Genomic DNA, 16,897 nt, shown 5'->3' on the forward strand with positions numbered 1-16,897 from the left:
TCATTAATTCTTCTATGAGTTAGTGGCATAGGATTAAGTTTTGGATTATAAACTAATTCCGCATTTATTCAAACTACAGATACTCAAAAAAATACCTTAGAAAATCAAAGACAATGTAGATATGATGAAAATCATGAGATGATGGATAATCATCATAAAATCAACGAAAATCACAAAAATCATAATAATAATCAACAACCACAGCCAAAAAATTAAAAATTAGTTTTCTTAGAATCAATCCCTGTGAGGTTGAATAATTAATTATCAAATATTTAATAATTCTCTTTAACTATTCATCAAATTTGGAGAGGCTAAAAGGAATATATTTTCGTTATTTTTAATTGAAAAATTATACTTATTTATTATCATTATTCCTAAATGTTTTGTTTTTGTAAATATTTTGCCACCATAAATTAATCCCTGAGATAGTCAATATCAATAAACCAAAGCCATTGAGAAAAGGATAAAATTTTTCTAAATTAATTAAACCAAAATTACCTCTATGCCATGACAACAACCATAAAAAATTATCCCCTTTATCCATATTAATAGCTAATTCAAAAAATATACCAGTAAATAAAGTAATTAATATAGGTAGAAGCATTATAGGTGCTAATTGACGATGTAAATGGCGTAATAGTTTTTGATTGTTAAATAAATTTATAAGTTTCATTTTTTTCCATAATTAAATTATCATTTCATCCTTATTTCATAATCAATAGTTAAAATCAGAACTATCAATCTAATCTAAAAGGTGAAATTAGTCCAATGAAAATTTCTAGTAAACTATTAATTAGCTTCTTGTTTTTAACAGGAATTATCTTTAATTTAGCAGTTATAACTTCTCCTGCTTTAAGTCATGAAGGGCATTCTCATAGCCGTCATCATGGCAAAGATAAAGAAGAAGTAAAAGCAACCAAAAATAATGATAAAACCACAGAAGATAAAAAAGAAGAAACTAAAGAAGAAAGCCACGAAGGGCATCACTAATATAGTTGATAGAATTTAATAAATTTTACAAAAAATAGAAGGGGATTAGACTCCCCTTTTTTAATTTATAAAATTAATAATAAGTACGCACTTGAGTTAAACCAAGAGGTATTTCTTGATTAATTCCTGCAAATTTTCCTGATAATCTGTATTGCCATGTATGAGGTTTACCATTAGTTTTTACTCCCCTTAAACTAATATATATTCTAGTATTAGGTTTAATATTTTCTCCTAAGTTTACTATCGCTTTATTATCACTAATACTTGTTTGACTATTAATTTTATTTCCATTAGACATTACTATTTCAACATCATTAATAGTTAAACCTTGCGGAAGTTGAATTATTAAACTTTCTAGTGGAAATTTACCTATCACATCATAAGAAAAATGATGAGTCGCATTTTGAATTTGAGAAGCAGAAGGATGACTGCCACTATGAACATTTGCCGCTAAAATATTAGGAGATAAAGAGCTTAATATCATTCCAGACACTAATCCTGTTAAGATAAATTTTTTCATTGTTTACTTTCTCCAATTTTTTATTTGTTGAATACAATTATGAACAATAAAAATGAAATTAGGATGAAAAAAAAAAAACCCATATTTAATAATTTTTTATTACCTAGATTATCTAAGTTAACTTAAAACATTAATCTCACTCCAGTTACGAATTTTAAATCATCACTACTTTCCCCTTCCTCTTCAGCAAATTTAGCAGTATTTCCAAACAGTTTATTCCAACTTACGCCAATATAAGGGGCAAATTCTCGAGTAATTTCGTAGCGTAATCTTAAACCTAATTCCAAATTATTAATACCGCTACCGATGCCAAATTCTTCGACTTTTTGAATAGCTAAATTTGTCTCTATTTTCGGTTGTAAAACTAATCTTTGAGAAAGTAATAACTCATATTCAGCTTTAAATCTTGCAGAAATATCTCCTTGATGACTAATAAATAAAGCGCTATCAATTTCAAAAAAATAAGGTGCTAATCCTTCCACTCCGATAACAGCAAAACCTCGACTATTTCCCTTATCTCCATAGAGTTGATCATATCTTAAACCTGCTTGAAAATCGAAATAAGGAGAAATTTGTTTACTGTATAAAAGTTGTAATTCTGCTTCTCCATTACCATCATCAAAACTCACATCTCCTTCGGTTTTAAAAACAAATTTTTGATAGTCTCCTCCTACCCATCCTGTCACATCCCAATTAAAGATATTTTGACTATCATTAACTTGATATTCTAATTGATCAAAAAGGATTTTATGATAAATTAAATTATCATGGATAGGCTCACCAAAATCATTTTCTTGATTATTATTGTTATGATTATGTTGAGTAAAGATAAAATTTTTTTCTTGATTTAAGTATTGGTTATCTTCAAATTGCTTAAAAAATTGTTGTTTTTCTTGGTTATTACTTTTATCAATAAATTTACTAATAGTTAACGGGTTTTTGATAATAGTTTTATCTATTTCTTGTGCTTTACTTTGATGGGTAAAATGAGTTAAAGTTAATAAAGATAAAAGGCTTGATGTTAAAAGTGTACTGCTTGATCGAACTAAAAATTTAGTAAGTTTTAATGATAACATTTGTTGTCAGTTTTTAAGAAAAATTTATTATTCTCACGCAAAGACGCAAAGACGCAAAGACGCAAAGAGAGAAAAGCAAAGGTTTTTAGAATTAAATTATTCTTGAGAATTAAGATTAAATAAAATACTAAAGTTTGCTATAGAAGATTTCTTCGTTACCTCGCAATGACTATTTGATTTAACTAAGTTATTTAATTTTTATTCTTTTAGGAAATAACGTTAATAGTGCGAAACATTCCGACATCCATGTGATACATTAAATGACAATGAAACGCCCATTTTCCTTTAGCATCAACGTCAATTTCTGTAGATAATTTCTCGGCTGGTTTCACAATTATTGTATGTTTTCGTGGTTGATAAACGCCGTTGCCGTTTACTAATTCCATCCACATTCCGTGTAAATGTATGGGATGTTCCATCATGGTATCATTGACAAATGTTAGTCTTAATCTCTCTCCATAATAAAAGTCTATTTCTTTGTCTTCTGAGTATTTTTTACCATTAAATGACCACATATAACGCTCCATATTTCCAGTTAAATATAGGGTTATTTCTCGATCAAATTTTCTTGTGTTTTTCGAGGGTTTTACACTCTTTAAATCTGTATAAACTAACACTCGATGTTTGACATTTTCTAAGCCAACCCCTGCTTCATTTAAACGATTTTTTACCATCATTGGCGTTGCGGCGTTACCAATACCATTATTATCTTCCCCCCTCGGTTGCCATGAAAAATCTAAGGTTTCTTTCTCACTTATATCATGGTTACTATGATTACTATGATCCATATTTGACGTACCATGATTATTATGATCATCGTGACTCATATTCGACATATCATGATCTTGATGCTGATTATGGTTACCATGATTGATCGATGAGCTTTGATGATTGCTATGATTAGATGATAAGGTTTGATGACTACTGTGGTCTTGACTTGATGAAGATGAGTGATTATTATGACCACTATGAGCATTATGATCCATACCCATATCATCCATTGTACGCAAAGGGCGTTCTCTACGAGGAGGAATTTCGGCGAATAACCCTTCTTTTATTCCTAGTGTACCTCTCACATAACCACTTCGATCGAGACTCTCCGCAAGTATAGTATAAGCCTCTTGGGTATCTGGTTCAACTATCACGTCATAGGTTTCTGCTACTCCTATCCTTATCTCATCTACTGTCACCGGTTGCACATTCTGCCCATCTGCTTGTATGACTGTCATAGGTAAGTTAGGGATTCTGACATCAAACAATGTCATCGCCGAGGCGTTAATAAATCTCAGTCTAACTTTATTACCCTTGTTAAAAATACCAGTCCAATTATCATTACTGGTTTTACCATTCATTAAATAAGTATAAGTCGCCCCCGTCACATCGGCAATATCCGCAGAATCCATCCGCATCTGTTTCCACTCCCAATCTTCTGCTAAGTTAGCAACGGTGCGTCTTTGATAATTATAGTAGGTGGGCATCTTTTTCAAATTGGCGAGAATGGCGTGGGGATTCTCAAAACTCCAATCTGATAATATGATTACATAGTCTCGACTATAATTATAAGGCTCAGGCTCTAGGGGATCAATAATAATAGCACCATACATTCCTAATGGTTCTTGCATATTGCTATGACTATGATACCAGTAAGTACCACTCTGGTTTACAGGGAATTGATAAGTAAAGGTTTCCTTTGGTTTTATTCCCCGAAAACTTACCCCTGGCACTCCGTCCATATTTGCTGGTAAAATTAAACCGTGCCAATGAATAGAAGTATCTTCATTCAGATTATTCTTGATGTTAATGGTGACGTTTTGCCCTTCTTTGAGTCTAATGGTAGGAGAAGGTAAGCTACCATTTACCACTTTACCTTGAGAGGTTCGATCGCCGATATTAATTTTTGTTTCTGCTATCACTAAGTCGATTACATCCCCTTCTAAATAACCATTGGCGTTAATATTCTTTGCAGATGCAGGTAGGATTTGATGTAAAATAAAACTGGTGGCAATCCCCCCTGAAAATTGCAGGAAATTGCGTCTATTAAGCCTAATTTGCTTCACAATCGTCTTTTACCTCATTTTTGATCTAATTTTGATTAATCTCTATAGTGCCAAAAGAATATGAAATGAGGATGAAATGACTATCCATAAATCAAGCGCAAATTTGATAATGATTTCCCCTGTTTATGCCCTCTTTGCACCTTTGCGTGAGAAAAAAATCTATTTTTTGATGCTACTTTCTTGAACGATCGAACTATAAAATGGAGATAGAGATTGTTGTTGATTCAAAGTAACGGAAACATTAGAAAAAATTAAACTAGCTCCCATAATCGCCATAATAGCATTTTCCGCAAAACTAACAACCCCCAAAGGTGCTTTAGAATTACCGCCGACACAAGCACAATTCAATTCCAGTTTATCAATATAAACCGCTTTAAATACTGAAATAGCACCACTAATCCCCAATCCAAAGGCACTAATACCCGTCACTAAGGGAAGGATTCCTGATAATAAACCTAAGCCAATCATAGATTCCAGAAAGGGATATATTTTCCCATAAGGCTTGAAACGTTGACAAATGAGATCGTATTTAGCAAAACTTTCAGCAAAAGCATTAAGATCCATTAATTTTAATGATGCTAACATGGAGAGAGAAACTCCCATAAAACCAGTCATTCCTAAAGAGGAGGCTAAACTAATTAAACCTGCCGTAGAAAATAAGGCAATGACAGGAGTATAGGAATAATCCGCTTTTTTGGCTGTTACCCCAAAATAATTAGCTAAATCAGTATAACCGCCAATTCGCTCGTTATCAAAAAATATTTGTGGAGTCGTAGCTACATTATATTTAGCCTTGAATAAATCGACTTCTTCTTGGCTAATTAGTTTAATATCTTCAAAAACAATCCCAGCCTCTTTGAGTAAATTAATTGCTTTTAAACCCCAAGGACATTCGTGTTCGGGCATTGACATCCTGTATAATCTTACTTGTGTATTTACACCGATAGTAATCATTTCTATTTCCTCATTTTTAATTAATGAATAAGAAAAAACAAATATCAAATCAATAGAAGACTATAAATTATCAATTTTAGCTTTAAAAAAGTACTTATTTTTTCGATCAAATGATTTTTAAAAACTTTTTTACTTAATGTGTCTATGATAAACTCTATAGTCAACTAGAGAGTCAAGGGGTAAGTAAAAATTTTTTGAGTTTGAAGTAAATTTATAATATGTTGAGGTAATCAATATGAGTAATCTTTTAAAAATAGGTGAAATCGCAAAACAAACAAGGGTTTCTGTTGCTACTTTACGATATTACGAATCCCTAAAACTCGTTCAACCTATACAGCGAGGGGAAAATGGTTATAGATATTACGAATTAGACGCAGTTAAAGTTGTTCAATTTATTAAAAAAGCTCAATCCTTGAGATTTTCTTTGGAAGAAATTAGGCAAATTATTGAGATTCGTAATTATGGGAAACCACCTTGTGAATTGGTCAAAAATCTATTGGATAAAAAAATTGAAGAATTAAAAACACAAATTCAACAAATGACTTCTTTTAAAGCTGAATTGGAAAATTACAGGGAAAGTTGGAGAATAAATGATCTAAATATAGATAATCAAGAAACAAAAGAAATTTGTCCTCTAATTGCAAAGCTTAAAGTTATTTAAAATTAAACTTCTGCAAAGTCGGGCAATAAGGAATGGTTATTAAAATTAATAATATTTCACCTTAAATAGATTTTAATTTTTGTTTTGTACTCGTGTCTATTAAAAAAATCTTCCCAAGATCATATTATTAAGCTGGGTGTCTTCAAGGTTTGGGTAAAATTGAACTCATAAAATTCAATTTTTTGAAGAATGAAAACGCCTCGCTTACTAAGTAAGATTTTTTCAAAGTCTGACTTAATTTGTTTAGACTTTATCTCACAAAGCCAGGGAAGATTTTTTGATAATAATCAGTTTATTAGTCAAAAAAATAGACTAAAAATTCTTTAAAATATGGTTTTTAGCAATCGCTTTTTGAAAAAATGAAAACACCCTACTTTTAAATTTTAGTTGAGCAATTACTATATATATTATTTATGGCGTAAAAAATCGTAAAGATCAATATATTTTTGACCTGGATTTTTCCATGAATAATCATAGTTCATTCCTTGTTTTTGCAGTTTTTCAAATTCTTCAGGATAATGATGCCATAGTGAAATTGCTCTTGACAAGCCAGATTCTAAAGCATGATGATCAGTTTGATAAAAAACAAATCCGTTTCTTTCTTCTTCTTGATGATTTTGATCATTATCTCTATCAAAAACCGTATCAATTAAACCACCAACTCCACGTACTACAGGAACTGTACCATATTTTAATCCAATCATTTGAGTTAAACCACAGGGTTCATAGTCGCTAGGTACAACAATAATATCAGCTCCTGCATAAATTAAATGGGCTAATTCTTCATTAAAACCTAACTCTAAATGACAATCAGGGTTGTTATTGAGAAAGTATTTTTCATGGGAAAACCAATTATTAATAGGGGCTTCTGTCGCTGATCCTAATAGTACAAATTGGGCATTATGATGAAGGGAATAGTATAGGGAATGATGTACTAATTCAACACCTTTTTGACGATCAAGTCTGCCAATATAAGCAACAATAGGTTTTTTATCATTTTTTAATAATAATCTTTGTCTTAATGCTTGTGTATTTTTTGCTTTATTACTAATATTATTGATGTTGTATTGATAAGGAATAAATGTATCTATTTCAGGATTCCAAATATTGTAATCAATACCGTTGAGAATACCATTAAATTTATAGTGATGAAGTTCTAAAGTATGACCTAAGCCATAACTCACACCGCTATACCTTGCTTCCCATGCGTGGTGAGGAGAAACAGTATTAATGTGATTAGAATAAACAATACCTCCTTTCATCATGTTAAGGGCAAAAGGATTAAAATTATCTCTAAGGCGATCATAACTATAATAATAAGGAGCATTATTTAAGCCCGTAGCTTCTAAAATTTCGGTGCCACAAATGCCTTGATGTTTAAAGTTATGGATAGTATAACAAACTCTTTGATTTGCCATGCCATGCCATTTATACATCTCATATAACATGACAGGAATTAATCCTGTTTGCCAATCATGACAGTGGATAACATCAGGACGTTTATTGCTGATAAAGAGAAATTCTAAAGCCGCTTTCGAGAAAAAAGCAAACCTCATATCATCATCAGTTTCACCGTAGTAACAACCTCGATTAAAAAAATCATCATTAGAATGGGGTTGTATAAAGAAACATAATCTACCATGTACCCAACCGCAATAAACAGAACAATGAATTGCACTATCGTACCAAGGTACATATAAATCTTTATAAGCATCATGTAAACCCCAAATATGATCATAACGCATACAATCATACATAGGTAAAATAATTTCTACTGTATGACCTCTATTTTCAATTTCTCGACTTAACCCATAGACTACATCGCCTAATCCCCCTGCTTTAATGACAGGTGCGCACTCTGAAGCAATATGAACAATATACATAGAGAGCTTTTACCTCTTCGTTTTTCTTTCAAATTGATACATTTTATATCAAATCCTTGTCATTTTGTAAAGAAATGTAAATATAAGGCATTGACAATGACAAATTAGGAATTACGAATTAGCTTTTTGTTCATTGTTAATTATTAATTGTTAATTGGTATAGTATTTGATGTTATGTTTATTGATTATTATTTATGAATCCTAGTTTACAAGTGGGTAAAATTGTTATTACTCCTGAAAATATTTTTCCTTTGTTGGCAGAAAAACAAATGATCGCCCCCTTAGCCAGAGAAATTATTTTAGATCAAGCCGTTGCTAATATAGAGTGTACCTCAGAAGAAACCATGATGGCGGAACAACAATTTTTTATGCAAATGCAAATGAATCCTAATGAACCGCAACAGTTACAAACATGGTTAGAAAGAAATTATTTAACAAGAGAACAATTACAGCAAAGAATTTTAAGGGGTATTAAGCTAGAAAAATATAAGCAACAAACCTGGAGTAATGATTTAGAATCTTATTATTTAAAAAGAAAAAGACAATTAGATAAAATAATTTATTCTTTGATTAGGACAAAAAATCCCGGACAAGCTCAAGAATTATATTTTCGGATTAGTGAAGGAGAAAAAGAATTTGCTGAGTTAGCTAGACAACATTCTCAAGGTGCAGAGTCAGAAACGGGAGGATTAATTGGTCCTGTGGAGTTAACTGTACCTCATCCTGAAATAGCTCAAAAATTAATGACATCCCAGCCCGGACAAGTTTTACCACCGACTAGAATCGGAGAATGGATTGTCATTTTAAGGTTAGAAAAATATTTAGCCGCTCAATTAGACCAAAATATGAAGCGCAGATTATTAGATGAATTATTCAACACATGGTTAAATGAAAGCATACAAAAAGAAGTACAATTCCAACTTCAGGGAGAATAAAAAAATTATTAGAGCGTTAATTGTTAATATTTATTTATCTTATTTTCTTTTTAGGTTTAAAACTGCCGCTAACTATATCTAAAAATCTAAAAATCATTTATCTAAATAACGATAAAAATTACTTAAATTTCTGAACAATTATTAATCATGGTATATACAGTTAGTTCTGTAGGAGAATTTCTTTCTACAGTTACACCGTTTAAACAATTATCACAAAATACTATTCAAGAAATATCTCAGCATTTTCAACCTTTAAAATATGAAATGGGACAGATTATGCTTATTAAGGAGAAAATACCTCCTTATATTGCTATTATTTATGAGGGACAAGCTCGTTGCATCGCTTATGATCCTCGTAATACTCTTCCTATTAGTTTACAACTTCTGAGTAATGGTAATGTTATTGGCTGGGAGGGTTTAATTCGAGGTATTCCTTGTGAAACGGCGATCGCATCTACAGAAGTAATCGCTTTGACTTTAGATCGAGAAAAATTTTTAGAATTAGTCAACAAACATCCATCTATCAAAGAATATTATCAAAATCAGGCTGGTTTAATCGAAGTCTTTGATTCCTTGGGTTATCAACTTACCCATCGTGCTACAGGAGAAGGTAATCTGAAAGAATTAGCAAGAGAAACCATTGAAAAAGCAAAAGTATATAATTTATCTTCAGGGAAAGAAAAAGAACTTCCTCCTCCACCAGAAAATCAAGTATGGGTACTCAGTAGCGGTACAATTAAAAATATTGAAGTGGGTTCAGCAATTCCTTTAAACACGAAACTAACTCTTGACACTGATTGTCGTTTTATTTCTATAGAGTTACCTGATCATCGCAAATTACACAAACCTAATCATACTAATAATATTCAACAAGATGATATAGAAGATGTTTGGGCTGAAGATTCTTCCACTAACACAGATAATGAAACCCCCAGTATTACTCCATCGATATTGATGGATAATCAAGATATTCCTATTGCAGATCCTAGCATTTTACAAAAACAACCAAATACTCTACGTATAGAAAGTAAAAAACCCCTCAAAAAATATCCTTTTTATGGTGGTAAAACTGAAGCAGACGTTGGTATTGCCTGTATGCGGATGTTAAGTAAACATTATAAGATTCCTTACCGTGGTGAAGTATTAGTTCGGATTATCAGAGAACAAGTCCAAAGAAGTGGACGTTTATCCCTTGATATTTGTGGTGCTATCACAGAACTAATTGGTTTAAATGCTCAATTAATAGGTGTACCTGCTGGAGCGTTTGGACGCTTAGAAGGACCTTTTTTAACGAAATTATCAGATTCTCTAGTGGTTATCTATGCTACCAGTGATAAGACTATTATTGTAGCAGATCCTACTCTTTCGGGGGTAAAAGAATATAAAACCAACGATTTTCTGGAAATTTGGGGACAAGAAGGTAAAGTTTTACTGCTCCAACAAACTAAAGAAACTCCTCAAGAAAAATTTGGTTTAAGTTGGTTTGTACCTTCTTTAATTAAATATAAATGGAGCTTAATAGAAGTATTTATTGCTTCTTTTTTCGTGCAACTTTTTGCCCTTGCCAATCCTTTGATGATTCAAATTATCATTGATAAAGTTATTGTGCAAAATAGCCCTGATACTCTTCAAGTGTTAGGGATCTTTTTAGTTGTATTAGCAGTCTTTGAAGCTATTTTAAGCACTTTGCGGACATATTCCTTTGTGGATACAACTAACCGCATTGACATGAGTTTAGGATCTGATATTATTGATCACCTTTTAAGATTACCCTTAAGGTACTTTGAAAAACGTCCTGTGGGAGAAATTTCTACCCGTATAAACGAGTTAGAAAATATTAGATCATTTTTGACAGGAACGGCTTTAACAGTAGTCTTAGATGCAATTTTCTCGGTTATTTATATTGCGGTTATGTTTGTTTATAGCCCATTATTAACCTTTGTGGCATTAGGTATTATTCCTATTTTTGTACTTTTAACTCTAGTGTTTTCTCCTTTGATTCGTCGTCAATTACGAGCAAAAGCTGAACGTAATGCCGAAACCCAATCCCATTTAGTGGAAATTATGTCAGGGATTCAAACGGTAAAAGCTCAAAATATTGAATTAAGATCTCGTTGGGAATGGCAAGAACGTTATGCTAAATATGTTGGTACAGGTTTTAAAACTGTTATCACTCAAACTTTAGCAGGTTCGGCTAGTAATTTCCTCAATAAGTTATCACAACTTCTAGTATTATGGGTCGGAGCTTCTTTAGTACTACAAGGAGATTTAACATTAGGACAATTAATTGCTTTCCGTATTATTTCTGGCTATGTAACTTCACCCATTTTACGTCTTGCTCAATTATGGCAAAACTTCCAGCAAACAGCTTTATCTCTCGAACGTTTAGCGGATATTGTGGATCACCCTCAAGAAGCGGAAGAAGATCGTGATAATATTCCGATGCCTTTAATTGAAGGTGCTTTGAAATATGATAATGTTTGTTTTCGTTTTAAACCTCATGGTCCTTTACAGTTAAATAACGTCAGTATCGATTTTCCTGCTGGTACGTTCGTTGGTATTGTGGGAGAAAGTGGAGCAGGTAAAAGTACTATGACGAAGCTGGTTTCTCGACTCTATGAGCCTGAATCTGGACGTATTTTAATTGATGGTTATGATGTTAACCGAGTAGAACTCTACTCCTTGCGAAGACAAATAGGAGTAGTTCCCCAAGAGAGTTTGTTGTTTGACGGTACAGTATTAGAAAATATTGCTTTAACAAATCCTGATGCTACCACGGAAGAAATTATCAAAGCGGCTCAAATAGCTGTTGCTCACGATTTTATTATGAATTTACCTAACGGTTATAACACTAGAGTTGGGGAAAGAGGTGCTGGTTTATCTGGTGGACAAAGACAACGGATTGCCATTGCTCGTTCTGTCTTACAAAATCCGAGAATGTTAATCTTAGATGAAGCAACCAGTGCGTTAGATTACAATACGGAAGCTCAAGTATGTCAAAACTTAATTCATGCTTTTCATGATCGCACAGTTTTATTTATTACCCATCGTTTAGGTACTATTCAAAATGCAGATATTATTGTAGTTATGGATGCTGGATCTATTGTAGAAACAGGAAAACATTCTGAATTAATGGCGATGACAGGGCGTTATTTTTATCTTTATCAACAACAACAAAAATCTAATAATAATTAGAAATGAATAATTAAGAATCATCAATGACAATTATCAATTATCAATTATCAATTATTAATTATTAATTATTACTGATCATGAATAACGGTAACGGCAAGAATTATATAAAAACAGATACTTTGTTACAGGGAAATTCAACGGATTCAGAGGTTATAAATCAAACGGAGGAATCGAAAATTAATCTTGATACTTCCGATTTTGAAAAAGATGTTATTCTCAAACAATCTCCCATTTGGTCAAGGACAATGGCATGGAGTATTATGGGAGTCACAACTTTTGCTGTGGCTTGGGCTTATTTTGCTACGATAGAACAAGTTATAACCGCCAGAGGACAATTAAAGCCAAAAACTACCGTTCAAGAAATCCAAGCCCCCTTAAGTGGAGTGGTAAGACAAGTTAATGTAAAAGACGGGGAACATATCAAGAAAGGAGATTCGCTGTTAATTTTTGATTCTGAGGCAACTGAAGCACAATTACAATCTCTTGAGGATATCAGAAATTCTCTAGTTCAAGAAAATAAATTTTATCGTACTTTAATTAATTCTTCCTTAAATCCCACAGAAGTTCAAGAAGCTATTCGACAATTAAAACTTCCTCCAGAAATAGAAGCTTTAGCTTTAAATAGATCTCAATTAGTAGCAGAAAATCAATTATATCAAATACAACTATCTGAAGGTACAAGCAGTATTACAGAACTTAAGCCTGAACAATTAGCAAGATTAGAAGCGGCTTTTGCTGAGTTAAATTCTCGTTCTGGTGCTGCAAAATTACAATCTCAGCAATTAGAAAAACAACTAACTCAAACAGAAGTTAAATTAGCCGATGCTAAAAAACAAGTGGCAAATGATCGCAAAGTTTTAATGGAAATTAAAAATCGTAATGAAAAATCAATCATTGAAGCGGAAGAAAGTTTGAAAATTGATCAACAAATTCTTGATAATATTACACCTTTATCGGAAGAAGGTGCTCTTGCAACTATTCAAATTGAGCGACAAAAACAACAGGTACAAGATAGAAGGAGAGATTTAGTTGATCGCAAAGCTAATGGTAAAATTGAGTTTGAAAATCAAAAACAACAAGTAGAAACTCGTTTAGCGGAAATTAAACAATTAGAAGAAGAAAAAGCTCGTTTACGTCTAAATATCAATCAGGCAGAAGAACAATTTAAAAATACCCTTGCTATTACTGAAAAAGATGTTCGTGATCGTATAGCAGTAAATAGTCAAAGAATTGCAGAATTAGATAGTCAAATTAATAAAGTTATTGTTGATAATGAGAAACGTATTGCTGAAACAAATAGTCAAATTAGTAGTGCGAAACAAACCATTAAATATCAAGAACTAAAAGCACCTGTGTCTGGTGTGGTATTCGATTTACAAGCGGGTCCTGGATTTGTACCGAAAACAGGACAGTCAGAAGCATTACTAAAAATTGTACCAGATCCCGGTCCTGATAATCCTTTAATAGCAGAAGTTTATGTTACTAATCAAGATATAGGTTTTGTACAAGTAGGACAAGATAGTGATGTCAGAATAGACTCTTTTCCTTATAGTGAATTCGGAGATATAAAAGGTAAGGTTTCTTTTGTTGGCTCGGATTCCCTAGAGCCTGATCCTGTTTATAATTTTTATCGTTTCCCTGTAAAAATAGAACTCAATGCCCAAGAATTACTTATTCGAGGTGAGCCTGTTATTTTACAATCAGGTATGTCAGTAAGTGTCAACATTAAAGTAAAAGAAAATCGCACGGTATTGAGTATTTTTACAGAATTATTCACCAAGAAAGTAGAAACTCTCAAACAAGTACGTTAACAATTAATAATTAGCAATTAACAATTACATAACTACATTTTTAAAGTTAAAGCTATTTTTTCGGCAATACCTTGAATCCAATATTCATCTTGTTTGCTATAGCTACGGGGAATATTTGTAGCTATAATCATTGCACCTTGATCATTTAGTGGTAAACAAATTAATCCTTGAATATTTTCAGGTAAATAGTCAAATTCAACTTTACCCGGATAATGTTTTAAATCTACTAAATAAACTGGTTTTTTGGTGGTCATTACTCTTTGTAAAATAGTTCCGGGATTAATAGTTTTAGAATAACCTAAGATTCCTCGACGTAATAATATTTGATTTTGATAATAAATAATTATAGATTTAGACACCGTATTATTAAGAATAAGATGACTTGCCCATGCTAATTCTGTTTTGATATTTACTGGTAAATTATTCGCAAATTCTATTGTTTCTTCCCCTATTAAAGTAACGCTTTGAGGAGGCACTGATTCGATTTGCCTTAGTAAAATACTAACTAATAATAACATGGCACAAAGAATTACTCCAAGAGCATCAGAACGAGCTTGGGAATCTAAAACTGTGGGAGTGGTTAAGCGATTAATCATCAGCAAAAATCCCCCTAAAATACCTGCTATTAAGGGTAAATTTTTTACTAATTGATTTTCTTCTTTTTGAGGCATTTTTTATCAGCAATTTTTAAGATAGTTTGGTGAGTATTACCCAAAATTTTAAAATATATAATATTTAATTATTAATTACTCTGAATATATTAATTACTATAGATGAGGTGTTAATTGTTAATTGTGCATTATTAATTAATATTATTAGCTCTTTTTTCTCCGGGTTCTAAAATTCTTTGAAATAAGTAACCTGTACCTCTAGCTGTTAAAATTAATTCAGGATTACTAGGATCTTCTTCTAATTTTGCTCTTAAACGAGACACATGAACATCTACAACTCTAGTATCAACATGACGCTCTGGAGTATACCCCCATACCTCTTGTAGTATTTCTGAGCGAGAAAAGGGTTCACCAGATTTACTGACGAGTAATTCTAAGAGACTAAATTCCATACCTGTTAAGCGAATACGTTGATCTCCTTTATATACTTGACGTTTATTGGTGTCAATTCTAATGGCATTAATTGATATTACTCCAGAACTAGGAATTCCTGCTACTCCTGTTTTATCAATTCTTCTTAATACTGAACGAATACGAGCTTCTAATTCTTTAGGAGAAAAAGGTTTAACTACATAATCATCTGCACCCAATTCTAAGCCTGTAATGCGATCGGCAACATCTCCTAAGGCAGTTAACATAATGATGGGTATATCAGATTCTTTTCGTAATTCTTGACAAACTCCATAACCATCTAATTTAGGCATCATGACATCTAACACGACTAAATCAGGTTGAGTTGCATGAAATGTGGCAATGGCATCTTCTCCGTCGGCTGCAGTGACAACATCATAACCAATCATGGATAAACGGGTTTCTAAAATACGACGAATACTAGCTTCATCATCTACTACTAAGATTTTTTCTTTATGAGTTTCCAATTTTTTTCTCCTATAAGTAAGTGCATTCTTATACATTAGTAAAATCTAGTTTATCCCAATTTGAAACTATCCTACATAACCTAATTACGATTAAAAAATTAAATTATTAATAGAGGTAAAAAAAAGAAAAATAAATGGACGAGTGAACAAAGAAGATAAATTTTGAAAGAATGAGATTATTAATAAACTTCTTGTTCATCTTGATAAAACTGTTTATTATTTACTAAAACAAAGATAAAAGTTTACAAAACTTTACCTCAAGAGCAAAATATTGTAAACTACCACAAGAAAATAATTTATTTAAAGGAAGGAGCGAACAAAAGCAATGCAGTCGGTTTCACCTGTGTTGACATCCGTACCAAGGGAGTATCTCAAAGCACCGGGAGGATTAAATCCCAATGTGTTAATGTTTATTACTGCTATTTTATTAATAACTATCTCTACCTGCGGTTACTTTTTATGGAGTTGGAGAGATTGGATTTGTTTTTCTGCTAACGTTTTAGCTTTACATATGTCTGGTACTGTTATTCATGATGCTTCTCATAATAGCGCCCATAGCAATCGTATTATCAATTCTATTCTTGGTCATGGTAGTGCTTTAATGTTAGGTTTTGCATTTCCTGTATTTACTAGAGTACATTTGCAACATCATGCCCATGTTAACGATCCTGAAAATGATCCAGATCACTTTGTTTCTACGGGTGGACCTTTATGGATGATTGCCGCTAGATTTTTCTATCATGAGATATTTTTCTTCAAAAGGAAATTATGGCGTAAATATGAGCTTTTAGAGTGGTTTCTGAGTCGTTTATTTCTGTTTACTGTGGTGTTTTTAGGTATTCACTATGGCTTTATCGGTTATGTCATGAATTTCTGGTTTGTACCAGCTTTAGTGGTGGGAATTGCTTTAGGTTTATTTTTTGATTATTTACCTCATCGCCCTTTTAAAGATCGTGATCGCTGGAAAAATGCGAGAGTTTATCCCGGTAGAATTTTAAACATCTTAATTTTAGGACAAAACTACCATTTAGTGCATCATTTATGGCCTTCAATTCCTTGGTATAAATATCAACCAGCTTATTATGCTACTAAATCATTATTGGATGAGAAAGGTTGTGATCAATCCTTAGATTTATTAAAGGGTAAGAATTTTTGGAGTTTTATGTATGATTTATTTTTAGGTATAAGATTCCATGAAAAACATTAAACAATGAATAATTAACAATAAACAATTAACAATTTCATTAAAGTTTGAATCGTTTTCAC

At 32.1% G+C, this 16,897-nt stretch carries 14 protein-coding genes; 6 read left to right on the forward strand and 8 right to left on the reverse strand.

Features of this window, described 5'->3' with window-relative positions; all coding sequences use genetic code 11:
- Window positions 1–355 precede the first annotated feature (355 nt).
- Window positions 356–673 (reverse strand): hypothetical protein, encoded by a 318-nt coding sequence (locus GM3708_RS13465; RefSeq protein ID WP_066347978.1) that lies wholly within the window; start codon window positions 671–673, stop codon window positions 356–358.
- A 95-nt stretch (window positions 674–768) separates the two neighbouring features.
- On the opposite strand from GM3708_RS13465, the gene GM3708_RS18740 reads away from it, so the two are divergent.
- Window positions 769–990: a hypothetical protein gene (locus GM3708_RS18740; RefSeq protein WP_066347983.1), complete on the forward strand. Its 222-nt coding sequence runs from the start codon at window positions 769–771 to the stop codon at window positions 988–990.
- Between the two features lie 73 nt (window positions 991–1,063).
- Here the strand turns inward: GM3708_RS18740 and GM3708_RS13475 are convergent, their stop codons facing one another.
- The 4 genes from GM3708_RS13475 to GM3708_RS13490 form a co-directional block, all read right to left on the reverse strand.
- Window positions 1,064–1,510: a hypothetical protein gene (locus GM3708_RS13475; protein ID WP_066347985.1), complete on the reverse strand. Its 447-nt coding sequence runs from the start codon at window positions 1,508–1,510 to the stop codon at window positions 1,064–1,066.
- A gap of 122 nt (window positions 1,511–1,632) precedes the next feature.
- A complete protein-coding gene (locus tag GM3708_RS13480; RefSeq protein ID WP_066347988.1) occupies window positions 1,633–2,586 on the reverse strand; it encodes a copper resistance protein B in 954 nt (317 codons plus the stop codon).
- Window positions 2,587–2,792: 206 nt separating this feature from the next.
- Window positions 2,793–4,643: a copper resistance system multicopper oxidase gene (locus GM3708_RS13485; RefSeq protein WP_066347994.1), complete on the reverse strand. Its 1,851-nt coding sequence runs from the start codon at window positions 4,641–4,643 to the stop codon at window positions 2,793–2,795.
- Between the two features lie 159 nt (window positions 4,644–4,802).
- Complete coding sequence (locus tag GM3708_RS13490; RefSeq protein WP_066347996.1) at window positions 4,803–5,597, reverse strand: glutaredoxin; 795 nt, start codon at window positions 5,595–5,597, stop codon at window positions 4,803–4,805.
- A gap of 235 nt (window positions 5,598–5,832) precedes the next feature.
- Here GM3708_RS13490 and GM3708_RS13495 point away from each other — a divergent pair, with 235 nt between their 5' ends.
- Entirely contained in the window at window positions 5,833–6,258 is a 426-nt protein-coding gene (locus GM3708_RS13495) for a heavy metal-responsive transcriptional regulator (RefSeq protein ID WP_082714123.1), read from the forward strand.
- Window positions 6,259–6,665: 407 nt separating this feature from the next.
- Here GM3708_RS13495 and glgA read toward each other — a convergent pair whose 3' ends face one another.
- Window positions 6,666–8,141, reverse strand: coding sequence for a glycogen synthase GlgA (glgA, locus tag GM3708_RS13500; protein ID WP_066348002.1), 1,476 nt, complete (start codon window positions 8,139–8,141; stop codon window positions 6,666–6,668).
- Window positions 8,142–8,335: 194 nt separating this feature from the next.
- Here glgA and GM3708_RS13505 point away from each other — a divergent pair, with 194 nt between their 5' ends.
- The 3 genes from GM3708_RS13505 to GM3708_RS13515 all read left to right on the forward strand — a co-directional run bounded on the left by GM3708_RS13505 (window position 8,336) and on the right by GM3708_RS13515 (window position 14,082).
- On the forward strand, window positions 8,336–9,076 hold the full coding sequence (locus GM3708_RS13505) for a peptidylprolyl isomerase (RefSeq protein ID WP_066348004.1): 741 nt from the start codon (window positions 8,336–8,338) through the stop codon (window positions 9,074–9,076).
- A 147-nt stretch (window positions 9,077–9,223) separates the two neighbouring features.
- Window positions 9,224–12,271, forward strand: a complete 3,048-nt coding sequence (locus GM3708_RS13510; protein ID WP_066348006.1) for a peptidase domain-containing ABC transporter — start codon at window positions 9,224–9,226, stop codon at window positions 12,269–12,271.
- A gap of 77 nt (window positions 12,272–12,348) precedes the next feature.
- Window positions 12,349–14,082: an HlyD family efflux transporter periplasmic adaptor subunit gene (locus tag GM3708_RS13515; protein WP_066348008.1), complete on the forward strand. Its 1,734-nt coding sequence runs from the start codon at window positions 12,349–12,351 to the stop codon at window positions 14,080–14,082.
- A 32-nt stretch (window positions 14,083–14,114) separates the two neighbouring features.
- On the opposite strand, the gene GM3708_RS13520 is transcribed toward GM3708_RS13515, so the two are convergent.
- Entirely contained in the window at window positions 14,115–14,753 is a 639-nt protein-coding gene (locus tag GM3708_RS13520; protein WP_066348010.1) for a cofactor assembly of complex C subunit B, read from the reverse strand.
- Window positions 14,754–14,884: 131 nt separating this feature from the next.
- The gene (gene rpaB / locus GM3708_RS13525) at window positions 14,885–15,631 is read right to left on the reverse strand and encodes a response regulator transcription factor RpaB (RefSeq protein WP_066348013.1); all 747 of its coding nucleotides are present in this window, start codon (window positions 15,629–15,631) and stop codon (window positions 14,885–14,887) included.
- 325 nt (window positions 15,632–15,956) lie between these two features.
- Here rpaB and crtR point away from each other — a divergent pair, with 325 nt between their 5' ends.
- Complete coding sequence (gene crtR, locus GM3708_RS13530; RefSeq protein ID WP_066348014.1) at window positions 15,957–16,838, forward strand: beta-carotene hydroxylase; 882 nt, start codon at window positions 15,957–15,959, stop codon at window positions 16,836–16,838.
- The last annotated feature ends 59 nt before the right edge of the window (window positions 16,839–16,897 follow it).

Source organism: Geminocystis sp. NIES-3708 (assembly GCF_001548095.1).
In the GTDB taxonomy this organism is placed as follows: Bacteria; Cyanobacteriota; Cyanobacteriia; order Cyanobacteriales; family Cyanobacteriaceae; genus Geminocystis.